Below are 14,974 nucleotides of genomic sequence, written 5' to 3' on the forward strand. Positions count from 1 at the left end.
CCCACTACTCCCTACTCTTCTAAAAAGTGGAACAACCTAAGCCTCGCTATTCTGTCGTTTGGACGAACAAAATCGCTGAAGTACCCCAAAATGCCTGGAATGCTTTGGCAATGCCACTCAAAACGCCATTTTTAGAATGGGAGTGGCTGAACAATATTGAAACCTCCCAGAGTGCTACGGCCAAAACTGGTTGGTTGCCGAATCACTTGACATTGTGGCGAGATCGAACGCTGATTGCTGCTGCGCCACTTTATCTTAAAGGACATAGTTCTGGTGAGTTTGTTTTCGATCACCAATGGGCAGAGTTAGCTGATCGCATCGGAGTCCAGTATTACCCAAAATTGCTGGGAATGACACCATTTACCCCGGCTGAAGGCTATCGGTTTTTAATCGCCCCAGGAGAAGATGAGGATGAAATTACAGCCATAATGGTGCATGAAATTGACACTTTTTGCTCCAAAAATGGAATTTCTGGGTGTCATTTTCTCTACGTCGATCCCCAATGGCGTCCTATCCTGGAACGGCATGGTTTTACAACTTGGCTACACCACAGCTACATCTGGGAAAATGCAGGCTTTAAAACTTTTGATGACTACTTAAAGGTGTTTAACGCCAATCAACGCCGCAATATCAAGCGGGAACGCAAAGCTGTGGAGAAAGCAGGATTACGATTACAACCACTGACTGGTGATGAAATTCCTCAGTCTTTGTTTCCCTTGATGCACCGTTTCTATGCTGACACCTGTGATAAGTTTGGTTGGTGGGGTAGTAAGTATCTCACACAGCGCTTTTTTGAGCAGCTACACTCAGATTATCGCCATCGAGTCTTGTTTGTTGCTGCATATAGCGAGGCAGATAACTCTCATCCTTTAGGAATGTCTTTTTGTTTGTTTAAAGATGACAAACTTTATGGACGCTATTGGGGAAGTTTTCAAGAAATAGATTGCTTACATTTTGATGTTTGTTATTATGCGCCAATTGAGTGGGCGATCGCTAACGGCATCCAAATTTTTGACCCTGGCGCGGGTGGACGACATAAAAAACGCCGTGGTTTCCCTGCCATGCCCAACCACAGTTTGCACCGATTTTACAATAATCGTTTAGGACAAATTATACGTCCCTATATTAAGGAAGTGAATCAACTCGAACAGCAGCAGATTGAGGCAATTAATGCAGAGTTGCCATTTAGTAACCGAGATTCTTAAAAGTTTACCAAGGCAGACGGTAAACGACGAATTACACTTGATATAGAGTATAAAAATCTTGAAGAAAGAAAATTTCTTTTTATAATGCTTATGGATTTAATAGTTGAAGATTTAGCCGCAATTGATGATAAACTTTCCCAGCGTCATATTGACCTCGATCCCGGTGGATATTTTATTATTTACTTAGATCGAGATGCAGGGTTAATTTATGCCAAGCATTTTACAAATGTAATTGACGATCGCGGTTTAGCTATCGATCCCGAAACGGGAAAGGTAATTCCCGCGCGAGAAAAGGTAGAACGAACTCATACCACAGTCTTTAACGCGAGAACGGCAAAAGAACTCTGCGTCAAGATTTTTGAAGAAACTCAGCCCCCTCCTGTAACTCAATTAAATCATGCAGCTTATTTGGGTCGAGAATTTGTTCGGGCTGAGGTAGCTTTAGTTACAAGGCAAGAGTATGTTCAAGATTAAGCCAATTTTAGATTTTAGATTCTAGATTTTAGATTTTTCTTTCAATCCAAAATCCAAAATTAAAAATCTAAAATTGAACAACTCTCCCATTACCCATCAGATGATGGCTGATTTATCTGATAGATATAGTAAGTCGCCATTGGGATAACGGTGGCGGCAATTAACAATCCTACTACCCAAGCAGTAGCATTACCTTGGTCGGTTTCTTCTGCTTTCTTGTAGGTGCCTTCTACCTGTACATTGTCAGTTATTTTAGGTGGCCCTGGATCGGCTTTGCCGGAGAGGACGGCGACAAGGCGATCGCTTGCATCGAGAAATGCCTGATTGTATTTGTTACCATTGCGTAATGGCACACTTACGGTTTCAGTCGCTACACTCTCAGCAATAGCGTCAGTGAGTAAAGGTTTAACTTCATCCCCAGTCAGAATAGCAGTACCATTGGTAACTGTGTCAATCACCAATAAAGTTTGATTCTTTTGGGCTTCTTTTGTGGGAAACCATTTTTCAAACAGTTCTTTAGTAAAGCTTTCTGGTGTTTCACCGTAGTCGAGGCGGCGAACAGTCACAATTCTGACTTCCTTATTTGTTTGCTTTGCCAAATCCTCGAAAGCGCTGCTAATTTTACCTTCATTCAGACGGCTGATAACTTCACCTTGATCCAAAACCCAGGTGTTATTCCCTGCTGTCAGGCTGGGTATTTGATACACACCTGTGGCTAAAGCAGGTGTGGCAAACAGTGAGGCTGCTAAAATAATAACCGTCACCAAAGGTAGAATTAGCTGAATGAGGTGTTTTTGACTGCTAAATAATTGTTTGAAAAGCTGTTTCATTGTGTGATTCCTAAGACAGACTTGCACCAAAAATACTACAGAACCACTGCAAAAATCACCTCTTTCCCGATTTTCTCCAGTATGAAATTTCTACTACTTCTAGCAGAGATACAGCAGATTCTAGGTAAGTGAGGTACAAATTTTAAGTACAAAGCCATATATCAAGAGACTTTCAACCCTGTTCCCTGTTCCCTGATGTATATTACACAGGATTTTTTGATTGCACAAACTTCTTTTAGGGTGGCTGCAAGCATTAACTTGAGGCTAACATTCTTGCTAGTCACAAGAAATACCGCCCATTTTGGGAGTTAACCCAAATGCTTAGGGCGGAATTTGCAAACCATCTAAAAATCATATCTTATGATCAATATTTTTGGCAGAATCGAGTATATTTTTTCATATCTGCAAGTAGCTTTTCCTGCTTTACCCATTGATGGGTGATGTAGCGATCGCTGGTTTCTATGCAATATATTCCGAGCTTACCGAAAAAGCGATATATCTGCATTTTTCTGATATTTTAGCTAAATCTATCTCAATAATATACATGGGACTCCTGTTCGATTTTTGAATAAAACTCGGTACATCTCTATTCCCTGTTCCCTATTCCTTGTTCCCTTTCTCTACAAATGATTCAGAAATCAAAGACGCTCGATGACTCGCTACCGCTTCGCTATCGGATTGCCATACATGACTATCATACTAACTAACGACGACGGCATTGATGCCCCCGGTATCCAAGCTCTACTCAAAGCTGTAAACGGCATAAATACTATTATCGCGGCTCCTGCCGAGCATCAGTCTGGCTGTGGACATCAAGTTACTACCACTCGTGCTATCAACCTCCAGCGACGTTCTGAGACTGAATATGCGATCGCCGGTACTCCTGCTGATTGTGTGAGAATTGCAATAACACAAATTAACGCAGATGTCAATTTTGTACTTTCAGGTATCAACGCTGGGGGCAATTTAGGAGTCGATGCCTATATTTCTGGCACAGTGGCCGCCGTGCGGGAAGCGGCAATGCACGGTATTCCTGGAGTTGCAATTTCCCAGTATCGCAAAGCCAAGCAGAGTTTTGATTGGGATCTAGCTGCCAAATTGACAGCTGAAGTTTTAGCGGACTTACTCAAGCGTCCTCTAGAACTAGGAAGTTTTTGGAATGTGAACTTGCCGCATCTGCAACCAGGAGAACCCGATCCTAATTTAGTGTTTTGCCAACCCTGTACTAAACCTTTGCCTGTGAACTATCGAATTGAAGGCGATGATTTTTATTATGTAGGGGAATATGGCAAACGCGATCGCACTCCTGGTAGCGATGTGGATGTCTGTTTTTCCGGCAATATCGCGGTGACACAGTTAAGGGTTTGACAATTATCTTACAGCTATTGGTTAGTGCGATCGCGATCGTAAGCAAAATTACTGATGCAGTCAAAATTTTTCAGGTTTTGAAATCTGGTAAAGTTTCACTAGTACTTAAGACTAATTAAAAAAAGGAGAAAATATGCAGTTTCTCAAAATAATTCTTGTCGCTCTTGTGTTGATGCTAAACCTAGTAATTGCTCAACCCTCTTGGGCAAGCAAGGATTTTACTAAGGGGGCTGACTATACTGAGGTAACTCAGGCACTCAATCAACTTCTAACTGTAAAGGATACACCTGAGCAAGCTGGCTATACACCTGAGCAGTTCCAGCAGCGATTGGCACAATTGCAATCTCAGAAAAATATCATAGAAACAGCTAGAAAGCGCGCGCAGTGCCGTAATGAAACTGGAAAGACTTTGGCTGTCTATGCCAACAAACCAAAAAAATCTCCAACCCAACTCTACTTTCTAGGTGCAGGAACAATCACGGATGATGATTGGGATTGTGATGGAATTTACTTACCCGCAGGTTCTCAAGTAGTTTTAGGCCCAAACGCTCAACCACAAGAACTTACTGAACCAATCGCCATCCAGTTCGTTGATGGCACACAGTCTCTTGCTAGAACCAATCCAGCCACCGGTGCCATTGAATTGAATGTAGAACCTGCCAAAGTATTCAAGGCGGGTGAGAGTACCTGGTTACTTCCCACTTATTCCCAAGCAGACATCGATACGCAAATTCCTACCCCACAACTCATTGACTAATCTCATTTAGATAATTCAACTTTTATGCGGTAAGTGCATAAAAGTTGAATTGAATTACAGCAGTTTTCATGTATTTGAACCACATCTGTCGTCAGGTGGGCAACGAAGCCAACAGTTAAGCTATTTTTGGCAAAAGTTGACACCAATGAGCATTGCTGTGCCCCTACCGCGTGGTCTATTTACCTGAAAATAGCTGTAAAGTAATAAAATACGTAAATTAAAATATTCAATCATTGAACAATCAACTTTTAATCAAGGAAAAATTACAAGCCAGCCTTGAGAATATTCCAACTAAGAGCAATGGTTCTCCCATTACCGACTTGCAGATAGACAAAACCTTAGCCGAAGAAATTGAACAATTGACGACAGAACTGGAGAGCGTCAATCCCAATCTTAATCCTCTTCTCTACGCTACCTCTTTACTCGAAGGAGCTTGGCAACTCCAATACTCCACTGCAAGAGAAATCCGTTCTTTAGTTTCCCTCCCATTGGGATTAAAGCTGGGTAAAGTTTATCAAGTGATTGATGTTGCAAATAAATTGTTTTTCAATTTAGCTAAGGTTAAACATCCTCTGGGGCTAGTATCGGGATATGTCAAAGTGACAGCTAGCTTTGAGCCAGCCAAAGAAGACTTAGAGCTTCCATCGAACAAACGCATCAACGTTTATTTTGACAAACGCTACCTATCGATTGAGAAGATTGTCGGCATTAATACCCCTCAACTCAATCCCTTTAAGGTTGTCCCTGCTAATAATCCTAATAATAGAACTGCCACACTAGATATTACTTACTTAGATGAAAACTTAAGAATTGGACGTGGAGGAGATGGAAGTTTATTCATTCTGAGTAAATGCAATGATTTCCCTGACTTCACCTCCTTAATAAAAACCTACTCTACGTAGATAGCGATTGGACTACCATCTTCTGATTTTCCTATACATCCCATTCCTGAACTTAGCCCACAGGTTAGAGATACATCCCATTGATCAGTAATATATTTACTTTCTTGCCATGCCAATTGGCGAACATAGAAATTGGCATTGCTGAATGAAGGGATGAATTAATTTATGTTGGTACAATTTTATACTTTAAATAATGAAGTAATAATTTAATCGAGTATCTCAGCATTTGTTCTGATTTGGAATAGCATAAAGTTTTGCGGTGAAGGCGTGCAAGATAATGACGTAACCGAGTATTTTCATTTTCCAGCCGTGTCATATATGTTTTACTCACAATTTGGTCTCCATCGGGGATAAAACTTGGGTAAACCTTCCAGCCATCGGTCACATAAAAATAGCTTTTCCACTGTTCAACAATTTCCCAAAGTGGCTTAAAAGTTTCAGAACTATGGTCTCCTAAAACCCAAGCTAAAATACCTTGAGTAAAGTGATTTACTGCTGTCCACAACCAAATTTTGTTTTTTTTGAGCCGATGAATGTCTCTAATTCATCCAGTTCTGCAACTTCTGGAATCATATCTTCTTTTGGTACATCTGGCAGCTTATCTCCTAGTTGTTTGACCCAATAGATGATCGTAGTATGGTGTACGCCTTTAACTCGTTCAATACCACGAAAACCCATGCCGTTAAGGTAGATTTTTAAGCATTCTTGTTTTAGTTCTTCTGAATATCCTTTTGGCTGATCGTATACATCAATAAATTGGCGATTGCAATGAGTACAAATGTGATTTTGTTTACCTTTACGTTTCCCATTCTTTCTGATTTCCGTAGAGCCGCAGTATGGACATTGCACAGTAGATGACCTCAATTCATCTCTCTATTATGCAACGCCAAATGGTTTAAGGTGGGCAGCAAGCCCACCTTAAACCATTATTGACCTAGCAATACTTTAAACAGGTGCTTCAGTAGCAGACTTACCAACCAGCATTGCGGTATTTTCGTCACTTTCAAGGATACCGAATTCAATCAACAACTCTTCTAACTCTTCCATCTCAATGGGGGTAGGGACAGTGAGGTTCTTGTTATCGATAATCTTGGTAGCCAATGTCCGATATTCGTTACTTTGATTGCTGTCAGGTGCGTACTCGTTAACAGTCATCCGGCGCAATTCTGCGTGTTGAACAATGTTGTCACGAGGTACGTAGTGAATCATTTGGGTGTTCAAACGTTTTGCCAAGGTTTCGATTAAATCGATTTCCCGGTCAACGTTACGGCTGTTACAAATTAGACCACCCAAGCGCACGCCGCCTGTGTGAGCGTATTTAAGAACACCACGAGCAATGTTGTTAGCTGCATACATCGCCATCATTTCACCAGAGGTAACGATGTAGATTTCTTGTGCCTTACCTTCACGGATAGGCATAGCAAAACCGCCGCACACAACGTCACCCAAAACGTCGTAACTTACAAAATCAACATCTTTATAAGCACCATTTTCTTCCAAGAAGTTGATAGCGGTGATAATACCACGACCAGCACAACCTACACCAGGTTCAGGGCCACCAGATTCCACACAACGTACATCGCGGAAACCGGTCAGCATTACTTCTTCGAGTTCAATATCTTCTACAGCGCCGCGTTCAGCAGCTAATTGCAGAACGCTTGTTTGAGCCTTACTATGTAGCATCAAACGGGTAGAGTCAGCTTTAGGATCACAACCGACAATTAGAATGCGTTGACCCATTTCAGCCATAGCTGCTAGGGTGTTTTGAGAAGTGGTAGATTTACCAATACCGCCTTTACCATAGAAAGCTATTTGTCTAATCTTTTGGTCAGTCATGGTTGTGTTTTCCTACAATGATTTAGTTGATGAATCGGAAGCTTGATATGAGATATTCACCCTTGGTGCTGTAGGGAAGTAGAGCCTGTTGGCGTAGACGCGTAGCGACTTGTCGCTAGACATCGCACCCTGGCAAAAACATTTAAAATCAGAACATATTTACCCACGAAACGATAGCTGAAGAGATAGAAAAATCTAATCTCCTAGTAACGAAGCCTTGGAAACTATGACTTCAGCACTATCATCTGTTGTAAGCAATCCCAAATGGTTGCTCAAGCCTCAAGAGTGGTTGCAGCAGGAATTCAAATGAACGCAGATTTGTTCCTTGAACCACACAACCAACCAAATTGCAATCCACTCTTAAATGGTCGCTACAAATTTTCTGATTTTGTTGATGTCAAGTAACCAAGAAAATCTATAGTGCTTCTCGTTTCGTGATTGATACAGCAAAATAAATTTCAGCCTAAAATTAGCAGTTACAGATGCAGTATTATAATGTCTGCACAGGCAACCCCTAAAACTGTGGCTTAGATAATATTTTGGTGACTTTTAACAGTATGGTTAAATTCCTCGAAATTATGGAAAGACACCATTCTGCTTGAATTTTTCGTTCCAAAAGTCAACAACTGCTTTAACTTAGTTTGCGATTGAAAACCTTTACTCCCGCAAGACGAAGTTAGTAAATATTCTGTATTTCTATTGAATTGTCAGGCTGTACTAAGAGTCTTTCTTCCCAGACTCCAAGAGTAATTGCCTTTGGCTAGTAATGCTCTAGCTAGGTTAGCCAACTCTTATTGGCTCATACCCAGATAAATTTTGATTGACTTCAAGTTGTTACAAAGGCTACTATCCTACTCAATCTAGTTTTAGATTTTCGTTAAAAAAAGATGTAGCTAATTGAAGGGGACTTACCAGAGCAAAAAAACTTTCTTGAGCTTGCCTCAAACTTGTCTTGAAGTCTTTTTGTGTTTTTACTTGTTTGATTCCTATAAAAACCATAACATACATCTCACTAATTAATTTGCCGAATCTCAAATTATTTATCTATTTAATAGAAGATTATCCTTGTAACCTTTAATAGTCATAAGTTACGTCCTCGCTCTTTGTTAGTTAATAAAAATATTTCTTATAGACAATATGTGCAGTTAGATACTTTTGGGTATTTGATAAAAGTACTTAAAACTAATGTTTGATAAAGAAAACAAAATTTCTTATTTTTGCAGTCGAAAATTTTGTAAATGTAAAAGTAGAATGAACTACCTAACTTTTCACGTCATATCATGTCCGAGTAATTTAGTTATAATTCCCGAATCTCTACAAGATGTACTCACGTTGGCAATGACTTGCTTCCAGAGCGATCGCACAACCAACCTAAAGCTAGACGACGAAATCAAACGTTAAGTAGGATTTCAAGACTTGTGTGTACACCGTAGGCAATCACGGGGGAGTGCCGCAACTTAGACTTTCGCCCAAGCTTCTAGATATGCCGATAAAAATGACTAACTGCTCTCGCGCTCTTGGAGGAATTTTATGATTGACATGATTCACACAATGTGTTAATAATAATAGTTTGTGGAAACTTTACTTCTTAATATAAGCTCTTGGCTAACGTCATTGTCATAGGTGCCCAATGGGGCGATGAAGGAAAAGGTAAAATAACTGACTTACTCAGCCGTTCCGCAGATGTTGTGGTGCGTTACCAAGGGGGTGTCAATGCTGGACATACGATTGTAGTCAAAGGTCAGACCTTTAAACTGCACTTGATTCCCTCTGGTATTTTGTATCCAAATACCGATTGCATTATCGGCTGTGGAACAGTGATCGATCCACAGATTTTGATCGCAGAAATCGACCAACTAAAAGATTTAAATATTTCCACTGACCACCTGCTGATATCTGAGACAGCCCACGTAACCATGCCTTATCATCGGTTGATTGACCAGGCATCGGAAGAACGACGGGGAAGCTATAAGATCGGCACAACAGGTCGGGGCATTGGGCCGACTTATGCTGACAAATCTGAGCGTACAGGTATTCGGGTTTTAGACTTGATGAACCCGGACGGGCTACGCGAGCAGTTAGAGTGGACGATTAATTATAAAAACGTCATTTTAGAAAAGCTTTACAACTTGCCGCCTCTAGATCCACAAGAGGTGATTGAACAGTATTTGGGTTATGCAGAACGCTTGCGCCCTTATGTTATTGATACATCGTTGAAAATATACGATGCGATTCAGCGACGGCGCAATATTTTGTTTGAAGGCGCACAAGGTACGCTCCTCGATCTAGATCATGGAACTTATCCTTATGTAACCTCCTCTAACCCGGTAGCAGGTGGGGCTTGTGTTGGTGCAGGGGTAGGGCCGACAATGATTGATCGGGTAATTGGGGTGTCAAAAGCCTATACAACTCGTGTCGGAGAGGGGCCATTTCCCACTGAATTAGATGGAGAGTTGGGAGAGTTGCTGTGCGATCGCGGTGCCGAATTTGGCACAACCACCGGGCGCAAACGTCGCTGTGGCTGGTTTGATGCCGTCATTGGTCGCTATGCTGTGCGGATTAACGGCATGGATTGTATGGCGCTGACCAAACTGGATGTTCTCGATGAATTAGAGGAAATCCAAGTTTGTGTCGCTTATGACATAGATGGCCAACGCAGCGAACACTTCCCCACAAGTTCCCGTCAATTTGCGAGATGTCGCCCCATCTACAAAACCTTACCAGGATGGCAAGTGTCAACAACTGACTGCCGCACTCTAGAAGACTTGCCAAAACGGGCATTGGACTATCTCAAATTCTTAGCCGAATTGATGGAAGTTCCGATCGCGATCGTCTCACTCGGAGCCAGCCGCGATCAAACCATAATCGTAGAAGACCCCATCCACGGGCCCAAACGCGCTTTATTGCACCCTGACGGGACACCTGCTACCCTACTTAGTGCGTAAATTTAGTCATTAGTCATTTGTCATTGGTCATTAGCAAATGACTAATGACAAAGGACAAAGGACAACTGACAACTGACAAAGGACAACTTCTATGGCTATTACAGTCGAATCTCAAAAACGTCCAGAAGGCAGCAAGCCAAGAGCTTTGCGCCGTGCTGGATTGATACCTGCCAATTTGTATGGTCATAAGGGTACAGAGTCTATTTCTTTGACCATTGAGGCCAAAACTGTTGAGCGTTTGCTCAAAAGAGCTTCCGTCAACAACACCTTGATTGAGTTAAATATTGCTGATGCACCTTGGCGCGGTAAAACCTTACTGCGGGAACTTCAGATCCATCCAGCCAAAGGTACGCCTTATCACCTCAGCTTTTTTGCGGTTGCTGGCCACGGTGACACCACTGTAGAAGTACGTCTGCGGTTTGTGGGAACTGCTGTTGGTGTTAAACAAGAGGGTGGCGTGTTAGACACCGTAATCTCTGAATTGCAAGTGAGTTGCGCGCCAGAAAACATCCCAGATGTCATCGAAATCGATGTCTCTAATCTGCAAATTGGAGATAGCTTGAGTATTAGTGATATAGCCTTTCCTGAAGGTGTCACACCTCTAGCTGAATCGGAACGACTTGTTGTCAGTGTTTTGCCACCACAAATTAGCGCTGAAGATGCTGGCACGGAAACTGAAGCAGCTTCTTAAGCTAGGTAAACTGTGTAATAATTTTTGATGACACCAGGGGGGAACTCCTGGTTTTTTTGTATTTGAACCGCAGAGGCGCAAAGAGCGCAGAGGACAGAGATGACAGAAGCGACTCTTCCAGCTTTAATTCAGCAAATGTTGCAGCCTGAATTTTATCCCCATAAGGTAACAGAACCTATTCAACTAATTCAAACCCACGTTTCTTATGTGCTGTTAACTGGGGATTACGTCTATAAACTGAAAAAACCTGTGAATTTTGGCTTTTTGGACTTTTCCACCTTAGATAAGCGGCAGCATTTTTGTCAGGAAGAGTTACGGTTAAATCAGCGGGGTGCTGGTGAACTTTATTTAGAAGTTTTGCCCATAACTTTGGTTGGGGAGCAATATCAGTTAGAGGGAACGGCCGAGGCTGTAGAATATGCGCTGAAGATGCGCCAGTTTCCTCAAGAGTCGCTATTAAGTACGCTTTTTGAAGAAGGTAAGTTAAATGAGACACGCCTAGATGAGTTAGGGCGGGTAGTGGCTAAGTACCATGCTGAAGCAGAGACGAATGATTATATTCGTACTTTTGGGGAAGTGGCAAATGTCCGGGCTGCCTTTGATGAGAATTATGAGCAAAGTGAGAAGTATATTGGTGGCCCCCAGACGCAGACGCAGTTTACAGAAACAAAGCAATATACAGATAAATTTTTTGCCGAACGTCCAGAATTATTTGCTAGCAGAATTCACAACGACTATATTCGTGAATGTCACGGGGATTTACACCTGAGAAATATTGCCCTGTGGCACGATAAAATTTTGTTGTTCGATTGCATTGAATTTAATGAGCCGTTCCGCTTTGTCGATGTGATGTACGATGTGGCGTTCACGGTGATGGATTTGGAAGCTCGCCAACGCAAAGATTTGGGTAATGCGTTTTTGAATGCCTATATAGAGCAAACTGGTGACTGGGAAGGCTTACAAGTGCTGCCTTTGTACTTAAGTCGTCAGGCTTACGTCCGAGCTAAGGTGACATCATTTTTGTTAGACGATCCGAGTGTACCTGCGACAGTAAAGGAAGAAGCAACAAAAACGGCTGCTGACTATTACAAACAGGCTTGGGAATACACTAAACCAAACCAGGGACAACTAATTTTGATGTCGGGGTTGTCGGGTTCTGGTAAAAGTACCACAGCAAGGTCTTTAGCCCGTCAACAGGGAGCAATTCACCTACGTTCTGATGCGGTACGGAAGCATTTAGGGGGAATTCCGTTGTGGGAAAAGGGTGGCGATGATTTGTATACGCCGGAGATGACCGAGAAAACTTACACACGGCTGTTAGAATTGGGAATTATCTTGGCTAAACAAGGTTTTTCGGTGATTTTGGATGCCAAGTATGATAAACAACATTTACGGCAAGAAGCGATCGCACAAGCTATAAAGCATCAACTTCCCATTCAGATTATCCAATGTACAGCACCGCTGGAAGTGATAAAAGAGCGTTTGAACAATCGCACTGGTGATATTGCTGATGCCACTGCCGATTTATTAGACTCACAAATCAACCAAGCTGAACCTTTCACTGAAGATGAACAACCTTATGTGAAGATTTGGGATACAACTCAAACACAACAGGCACAATTAAAATAATTCGTAATTCGTAATACTCGCCAAAGGCGAGAAGCAAGCTACGTAATTCGTAATTTTCGATTCAATTACGAATTACGAATTAGTAATTAGTTAGTTTTTTATTCTATGGCAGACAAAAAGAACGACTTTTTCAGTATTTCTCCTAGCTTCTTTTCTCAACTATTATTTGGGGCATTTTTAACATTTATATTAATTATGACCGGCTCCGCACCAGCCCTGAGTATCTTCTTAGGAATTATGGGCGGTTTCATTTTAAGCTGGATCACCAATGTAACCGATAATAGCCCCCAGGCTCCAGCGGTCGCTTCCTCTGATGGTGTCGATACAGGATTAAAATACTGGTTATTTTTCATGCTAGGCTTTGTTTATCTGGGTTATCCAGCACCTATGAGTATCTTACTAGGTGGATTAGGCGCTTTAGCTGGAGGCTGGATTACTGCTTGGTGGGGAAGTAAGGAAGAAACTAGAACTCAGTTGCAAGTTGAAGAACCAGAAGAAGGCGAAGTTGAACCAACAAACGAGAGGATCAACAAACGTCAAACAAGAAGGGCTGGACGCCGTTACCGTCGCGCCCCTGGAAGTCGTTTCAATTTCAGGTTTTGGGAAAGGTAGGGACTGGGGATTGCGGGATGTGGGGGGTGTGGGAGGAGAGGGAAGCAAAATTCTCATCTCCTCCCACACCCCCTCATCTCCCCACACTCCCTCATCTCCCTAATCCCCATTATGTTTTTATATCTATCTAAATTACTGCCACTATTTTTTTATCCACTAGGATTAGCGTGTGTAAGCTTGGTGGTAGCATTAGTAACGTTGTGGAGACGACCGCGGACTGCGGCGATCGCAATTGCTTTTTCCCTAATTTTATTGCTATTTTGTAGTAACGCCTGGATTGCTAAATCGTTAGTGCGATCGCTAGAATGGCAAAATCTTCCACTCGCTCAAATACCTAATGCAGAAGCGATTGTGGTTTTGGGTGGTGCAACTAAATCAGCTTTTTTCCCAAGACCTACTGTCGATTTGAGTGAAGCAGGTGATCGCGTTATCTACGCTGCACAACTCTATCTTCAGAAAAAAGCGCCTATAATCATTCTCAGCGGCGGTCGCATCGATTGGCGGGGAAGTGGTTCGCCAGAGTCGGCAGATATGGCAACAATCCTCACATCTATTGGTATTCCATCTGAGGCGATTGTTCAAGAACCTGACTCTCTCAATACTTATCAAAATGCTGTTAATGTCCGAAAAATTTTGGAGTCTCGTGGTATTCGTCAGGTATTATTAGTAACTTCGGCAATGCATATACCGCGATCGCTTCAGATTTTCCGGCGTCAAGGAATCAATGTTATTCCTGCACCAACTGACTTTTTGGTGAGTGAAGGTGAGTTGCAAGAACTCGGCAGCACTCCCAAAGCCGCTATACTAAATTTATTACCTGATACCGACAACTTACACCAATTTACTATCGCTTTAAAAGAGTATATTGGTTCTTTTATCTATCGCTTACGTGGTTGGCTTTGATTAAAGTTAGGAGTTATGAGTTGTTAATTATTAAGTTATAAATTGTTAATTATAAAATCTAGTAATTGCCTAAACTCCTAACTTCTAACTCCTAACTTCTAACTAACTCCTAACTTTATGTCTAAAAATTTACCTTATATCATGCCATCCCCTCAACCCCAAGTTGAGGAAGCTTTTGCCTCTTACCAAACAACCCACCAGTTCTACCACGAAGTTAGGTCGCGGTCAGAGTTTCAACGTCATTGTGATTGGTATTATACACCAGCAGAACAAAACCGCCAAGAACTTAAAAGAATGCGCGGCGAACTGAATATTTTTCAGTGGTTTCGCCGCCGATAAGTGATTTAGATGACTTCTAACTCATTTTCACGTAAATGGGCTTTGAATTTTTTACTAAACTGGACTACAACAGGCAGATTAGCGCTTACGGGTCTGCCTTGCCATTGGGTGGCAATACCGATTACATCACCTTCTGTGCCTTTGATGTCAAAAGCCTGATTCCGATGTTCAGGATGATGATACACTACCACCGATTCTTTAACGCGGACGCGATCGCCAACTTTCATAACAACATTTACACCTAGCATTTTCTTTTCCACAAGTATCTGCTACAAAATATATGATTAAATCGTTTAGAATTTGATTTAATCAGCTATTTCTTGACGCTTCATCGGGGTGCAACGGCGCATTTAACCCTCTGCGTCCAGGCACGTTTTAGCAATCCGTGCGTACTTTTTTAATTTTTTTGCCGCGTTAATAAGTATCGCCCCTAGCTTTCGTCTTTACCCTAAAACAGGGAAATGAAAGAAAATCAAGCAATAT

At 41.9% G+C, this 14,974-nt stretch carries 18 protein-coding genes; 13 read left to right on the forward strand and 5 right to left on the reverse strand.

The window, feature by feature from the left end:
• Positions 1 to 26: 26 nt before the first annotated feature.
• The gene (locus FD723_RS21255; protein WP_179067124.1) at positions 27 to 1,205 is read left to right on the forward strand and encodes a GNAT family N-acetyltransferase; all 1,179 of its coding nucleotides are present in this window, start codon (positions 27 to 29) and stop codon (positions 1,203 to 1,205) included.
• Between the two features lie 90 nt (positions 1,206 to 1,295).
• On the forward strand, positions 1,296 to 1,679 hold the full coding sequence (locus FD723_RS21260; protein ID WP_179067125.1) for a DUF4346 domain-containing protein: 384 nt from the start codon (positions 1,296 to 1,298) through the stop codon (positions 1,677 to 1,679).
• Between the two features lie 89 nt (positions 1,680 to 1,768).
• On the opposite strand, the gene psb32 is transcribed toward FD723_RS21260, so the two are convergent.
• Together psb32 and FD723_RS21270 are read right to left on the reverse strand one after the other, a co-directional pair.
• On the reverse strand, positions 1,769 to 2,509 hold the full coding sequence (gene psb32, locus FD723_RS21265; RefSeq protein WP_179067126.1) for a photosystem II repair protein Psb32: 741 nt from the start codon (positions 2,507 to 2,509) through the stop codon (positions 1,769 to 1,771).
• A gap of 364 nt (positions 2,510 to 2,873) precedes the next feature.
• Positions 2,874 to 3,014: a hypothetical protein gene (locus FD723_RS21270; RefSeq protein ID WP_179067127.1), complete on the reverse strand. Its 141-nt coding sequence runs from the start codon at positions 3,012 to 3,014 to the stop codon at positions 2,874 to 2,876.
• A 182-nt stretch (positions 3,015 to 3,196) separates the two neighbouring features.
• On the opposite strand from FD723_RS21270, the gene surE reads away from it, so the two are divergent.
• The 4 genes from surE (at position 3,197) to FD723_RS21285 (ending at position 5,536) form a co-directional block, all read left to right on the forward strand.
• A complete protein-coding gene (gene surE / locus FD723_RS21275) occupies positions 3,197 to 3,877 on the forward strand; it encodes a 5'/3'-nucleotidase SurE (RefSeq protein WP_179067128.1) in 681 nt (226 codons plus the stop codon).
• Positions 3,874 to 3,996 (forward strand): hypothetical protein, encoded by a 123-nt coding sequence (locus FD723_RS42960; RefSeq protein WP_256874888.1) that lies wholly within the window; start codon positions 3,874 to 3,876, stop codon positions 3,994 to 3,996. The genes surE and FD723_RS42960 overlap by 4 nt, the downstream gene beginning before the upstream one ends.
• 14 nt (positions 3,997 to 4,010) lie before the next feature.
• Positions 4,011 to 4,634, forward strand: a complete 624-nt coding sequence (locus tag FD723_RS21280) for a hypothetical protein (RefSeq protein ID WP_179067129.1) — start codon at positions 4,011 to 4,013, stop codon at positions 4,632 to 4,634.
• A 233-nt stretch (positions 4,635 to 4,867) separates the two neighbouring features.
• A complete protein-coding gene (locus tag FD723_RS21285) occupies positions 4,868 to 5,536 on the forward strand; it encodes a PAP/fibrillin family protein (RefSeq protein ID WP_179067130.1) in 669 nt (222 codons plus the stop codon).
• 163 nt (positions 5,537 to 5,699) lie between these two features.
• On the opposite strand, the gene FD723_RS21290 is transcribed toward FD723_RS21285, so the two are convergent.
• Positions 5,700 to 6,385, reverse strand: a protein-coding gene (locus FD723_RS21290) for an IS1 family transposase (RefSeq protein ID WP_179067131.1) whose coding sequence is annotated in 2 segments (ribosomal slippage) — positions 5,700 to 6,046 and positions 6,046 to 6,385 — 687 coding nt in all. Because the reading frame shifts where the segments join, the coding sequence is not laid out codon by codon here.
• Between the two features lie 96 nt (positions 6,386 to 6,481).
• Complete coding sequence (nifH, locus tag FD723_RS21295) at positions 6,482 to 7,372, reverse strand: nitrogenase iron protein (protein WP_179067132.1); 891 nt, start codon at positions 7,370 to 7,372, stop codon at positions 6,482 to 6,484.
• Positions 7,373 to 8,623: 1,251 nt separating this feature from the next.
• Between nifH and FD723_RS21300 the strand changes: the two genes are divergently transcribed.
• The 7 genes from FD723_RS21300 (at position 8,624) to FD723_RS21330 (ending at position 14,491) form a co-directional block, all read left to right on the forward strand.
• Complete coding sequence (locus tag FD723_RS21300; RefSeq protein WP_179067133.1) at positions 8,624 to 8,773, forward strand: hypothetical protein; 150 nt, start codon at positions 8,624 to 8,626, stop codon at positions 8,771 to 8,773.
• A 200-nt stretch (positions 8,774 to 8,973) separates the two neighbouring features.
• Positions 8,974 to 10,317: an adenylosuccinate synthase gene (locus FD723_RS21305; protein ID WP_179067134.1), complete on the forward strand. Its 1,344-nt coding sequence runs from the start codon at positions 8,974 to 8,976 to the stop codon at positions 10,315 to 10,317.
• A 91-nt stretch (positions 10,318 to 10,408) separates the two neighbouring features.
• Positions 10,409 to 11,008: a 50S ribosomal protein L25/general stress protein Ctc gene (locus tag FD723_RS21310; RefSeq protein WP_179067135.1), complete on the forward strand. Its 600-nt coding sequence runs from the start codon at positions 10,409 to 10,411 to the stop codon at positions 11,006 to 11,008.
• A 99-nt stretch (positions 11,009 to 11,107) separates the two neighbouring features.
• A complete protein-coding gene (locus FD723_RS21315; RefSeq protein WP_179067136.1) occupies positions 11,108 to 12,637 on the forward strand; it encodes an AAA family ATPase in 1,530 nt (509 codons plus the stop codon).
• Positions 12,638 to 12,742: 105 nt separating this feature from the next.
• The gene (locus FD723_RS21320; protein WP_179067137.1) at positions 12,743 to 13,249 is read left to right on the forward strand and encodes a hypothetical protein; all 507 of its coding nucleotides are present in this window, start codon (positions 12,743 to 12,745) and stop codon (positions 13,247 to 13,249) included.
• A 111-nt stretch (positions 13,250 to 13,360) separates the two neighbouring features.
• Complete coding sequence (locus FD723_RS21325) at positions 13,361 to 14,152, forward strand: YdcF family protein (RefSeq protein ID WP_179067138.1); 792 nt, start codon at positions 13,361 to 13,363, stop codon at positions 14,150 to 14,152.
• 117 nt (positions 14,153 to 14,269) lie between these two features.
• Positions 14,270 to 14,491 (forward strand): hypothetical protein, encoded by a 222-nt coding sequence (locus FD723_RS21330; protein ID WP_179067139.1) that lies wholly within the window; start codon positions 14,270 to 14,272, stop codon positions 14,489 to 14,491.
• 5 nt (positions 14,492 to 14,496) lie between these two features.
• Here FD723_RS21330 and FD723_RS21335 read toward each other — a convergent pair whose 3' ends face one another.
• Positions 14,497 to 14,718 carry a ferredoxin-thioredoxin reductase variable chain gene (locus FD723_RS21335; RefSeq protein ID WP_179069223.1) on the reverse strand — a complete coding sequence of 74 codons (222 nt, stop codon included), beginning with the start codon at positions 14,716 to 14,718 and terminating at the stop codon, positions 14,497 to 14,499.
• Positions 14,719 to 14,974: the final 256 nt, after the last annotated feature.

Source organism: Nostoc sp. C052 (genome assembly GCF_013393905.1).
GTDB lineage: Bacteria > Cyanobacteriota > Cyanobacteriia > Cyanobacteriales > Nostocaceae > Nostoc.

Bases quoted from the DNA above. Each gene is read 5' to 3' on its own strand.
- FD723_RS21260 (WP_179067125.1), top strand. From the start codon at position 1,296: ATGGATTTAATAGTTGAAGATTTAGCCGCAATTGATGATAAACTTTCC.
- psb32 (WP_179067126.1), bottom strand. From the start codon at position 2,509: ATGAAACAGCTTTTCAAACAATTATTTAGCAGTCAAAAACACCTCATT.
- FD723_RS21270 (WP_179067127.1), bottom strand. From the start codon at position 3,014: ATGCAGATATATCGCTTTTTCGGTAAGCTCGGAATATATTGCATAGAA.
- surE (WP_179067128.1), top strand. From the start codon at position 3,197: ATGACTATCATACTAACTAACGACGACGGCATTGATGCCCCCGGTATC.
- FD723_RS21280 (WP_179067129.1), top strand. From the start codon at position 4,011: ATGCAGTTTCTCAAAATAATTCTTGTCGCTCTTGTGTTGATGCTAAAC.
- nifH (WP_179067132.1), bottom strand. From the start codon at position 7,372: ATGACTGACCAAAAGATTAGACAAATAGCTTTCTATGGTAAAGGCGGT.
- FD723_RS21300 (WP_179067133.1), top strand. From the start codon at position 8,624: ATGAACTACCTAACTTTTCACGTCATATCATGTCCGAGTAATTTAGTT.
- FD723_RS21310 (WP_179067135.1), top strand. From the start codon at position 10,409: ATGGCTATTACAGTCGAATCTCAAAAACGTCCAGAAGGCAGCAAGCCA.
- FD723_RS21315 (WP_179067136.1), top strand. From the start codon at position 11,108: ATGACAGAAGCGACTCTTCCAGCTTTAATTCAGCAAATGTTGCAGCCT.
- FD723_RS21320 (WP_179067137.1), top strand. From the start codon at position 12,743: ATGGCAGACAAAAAGAACGACTTTTTCAGTATTTCTCCTAGCTTCTTT.
- FD723_RS21325 (WP_179067138.1), top strand. From the start codon at position 13,361: ATGTTTTTATATCTATCTAAATTACTGCCACTATTTTTTTATCCACTA.
- FD723_RS21330 (WP_179067139.1), top strand. From the start codon at position 14,270: ATGTCTAAAAATTTACCTTATATCATGCCATCCCCTCAACCCCAAGTT.
- FD723_RS21335 (WP_179069223.1), bottom strand. From the start codon at position 14,718: ATGAAAGTTGGCGATCGCGTCCGCGTTAAAGAATCGGTGGTAGTGTAT.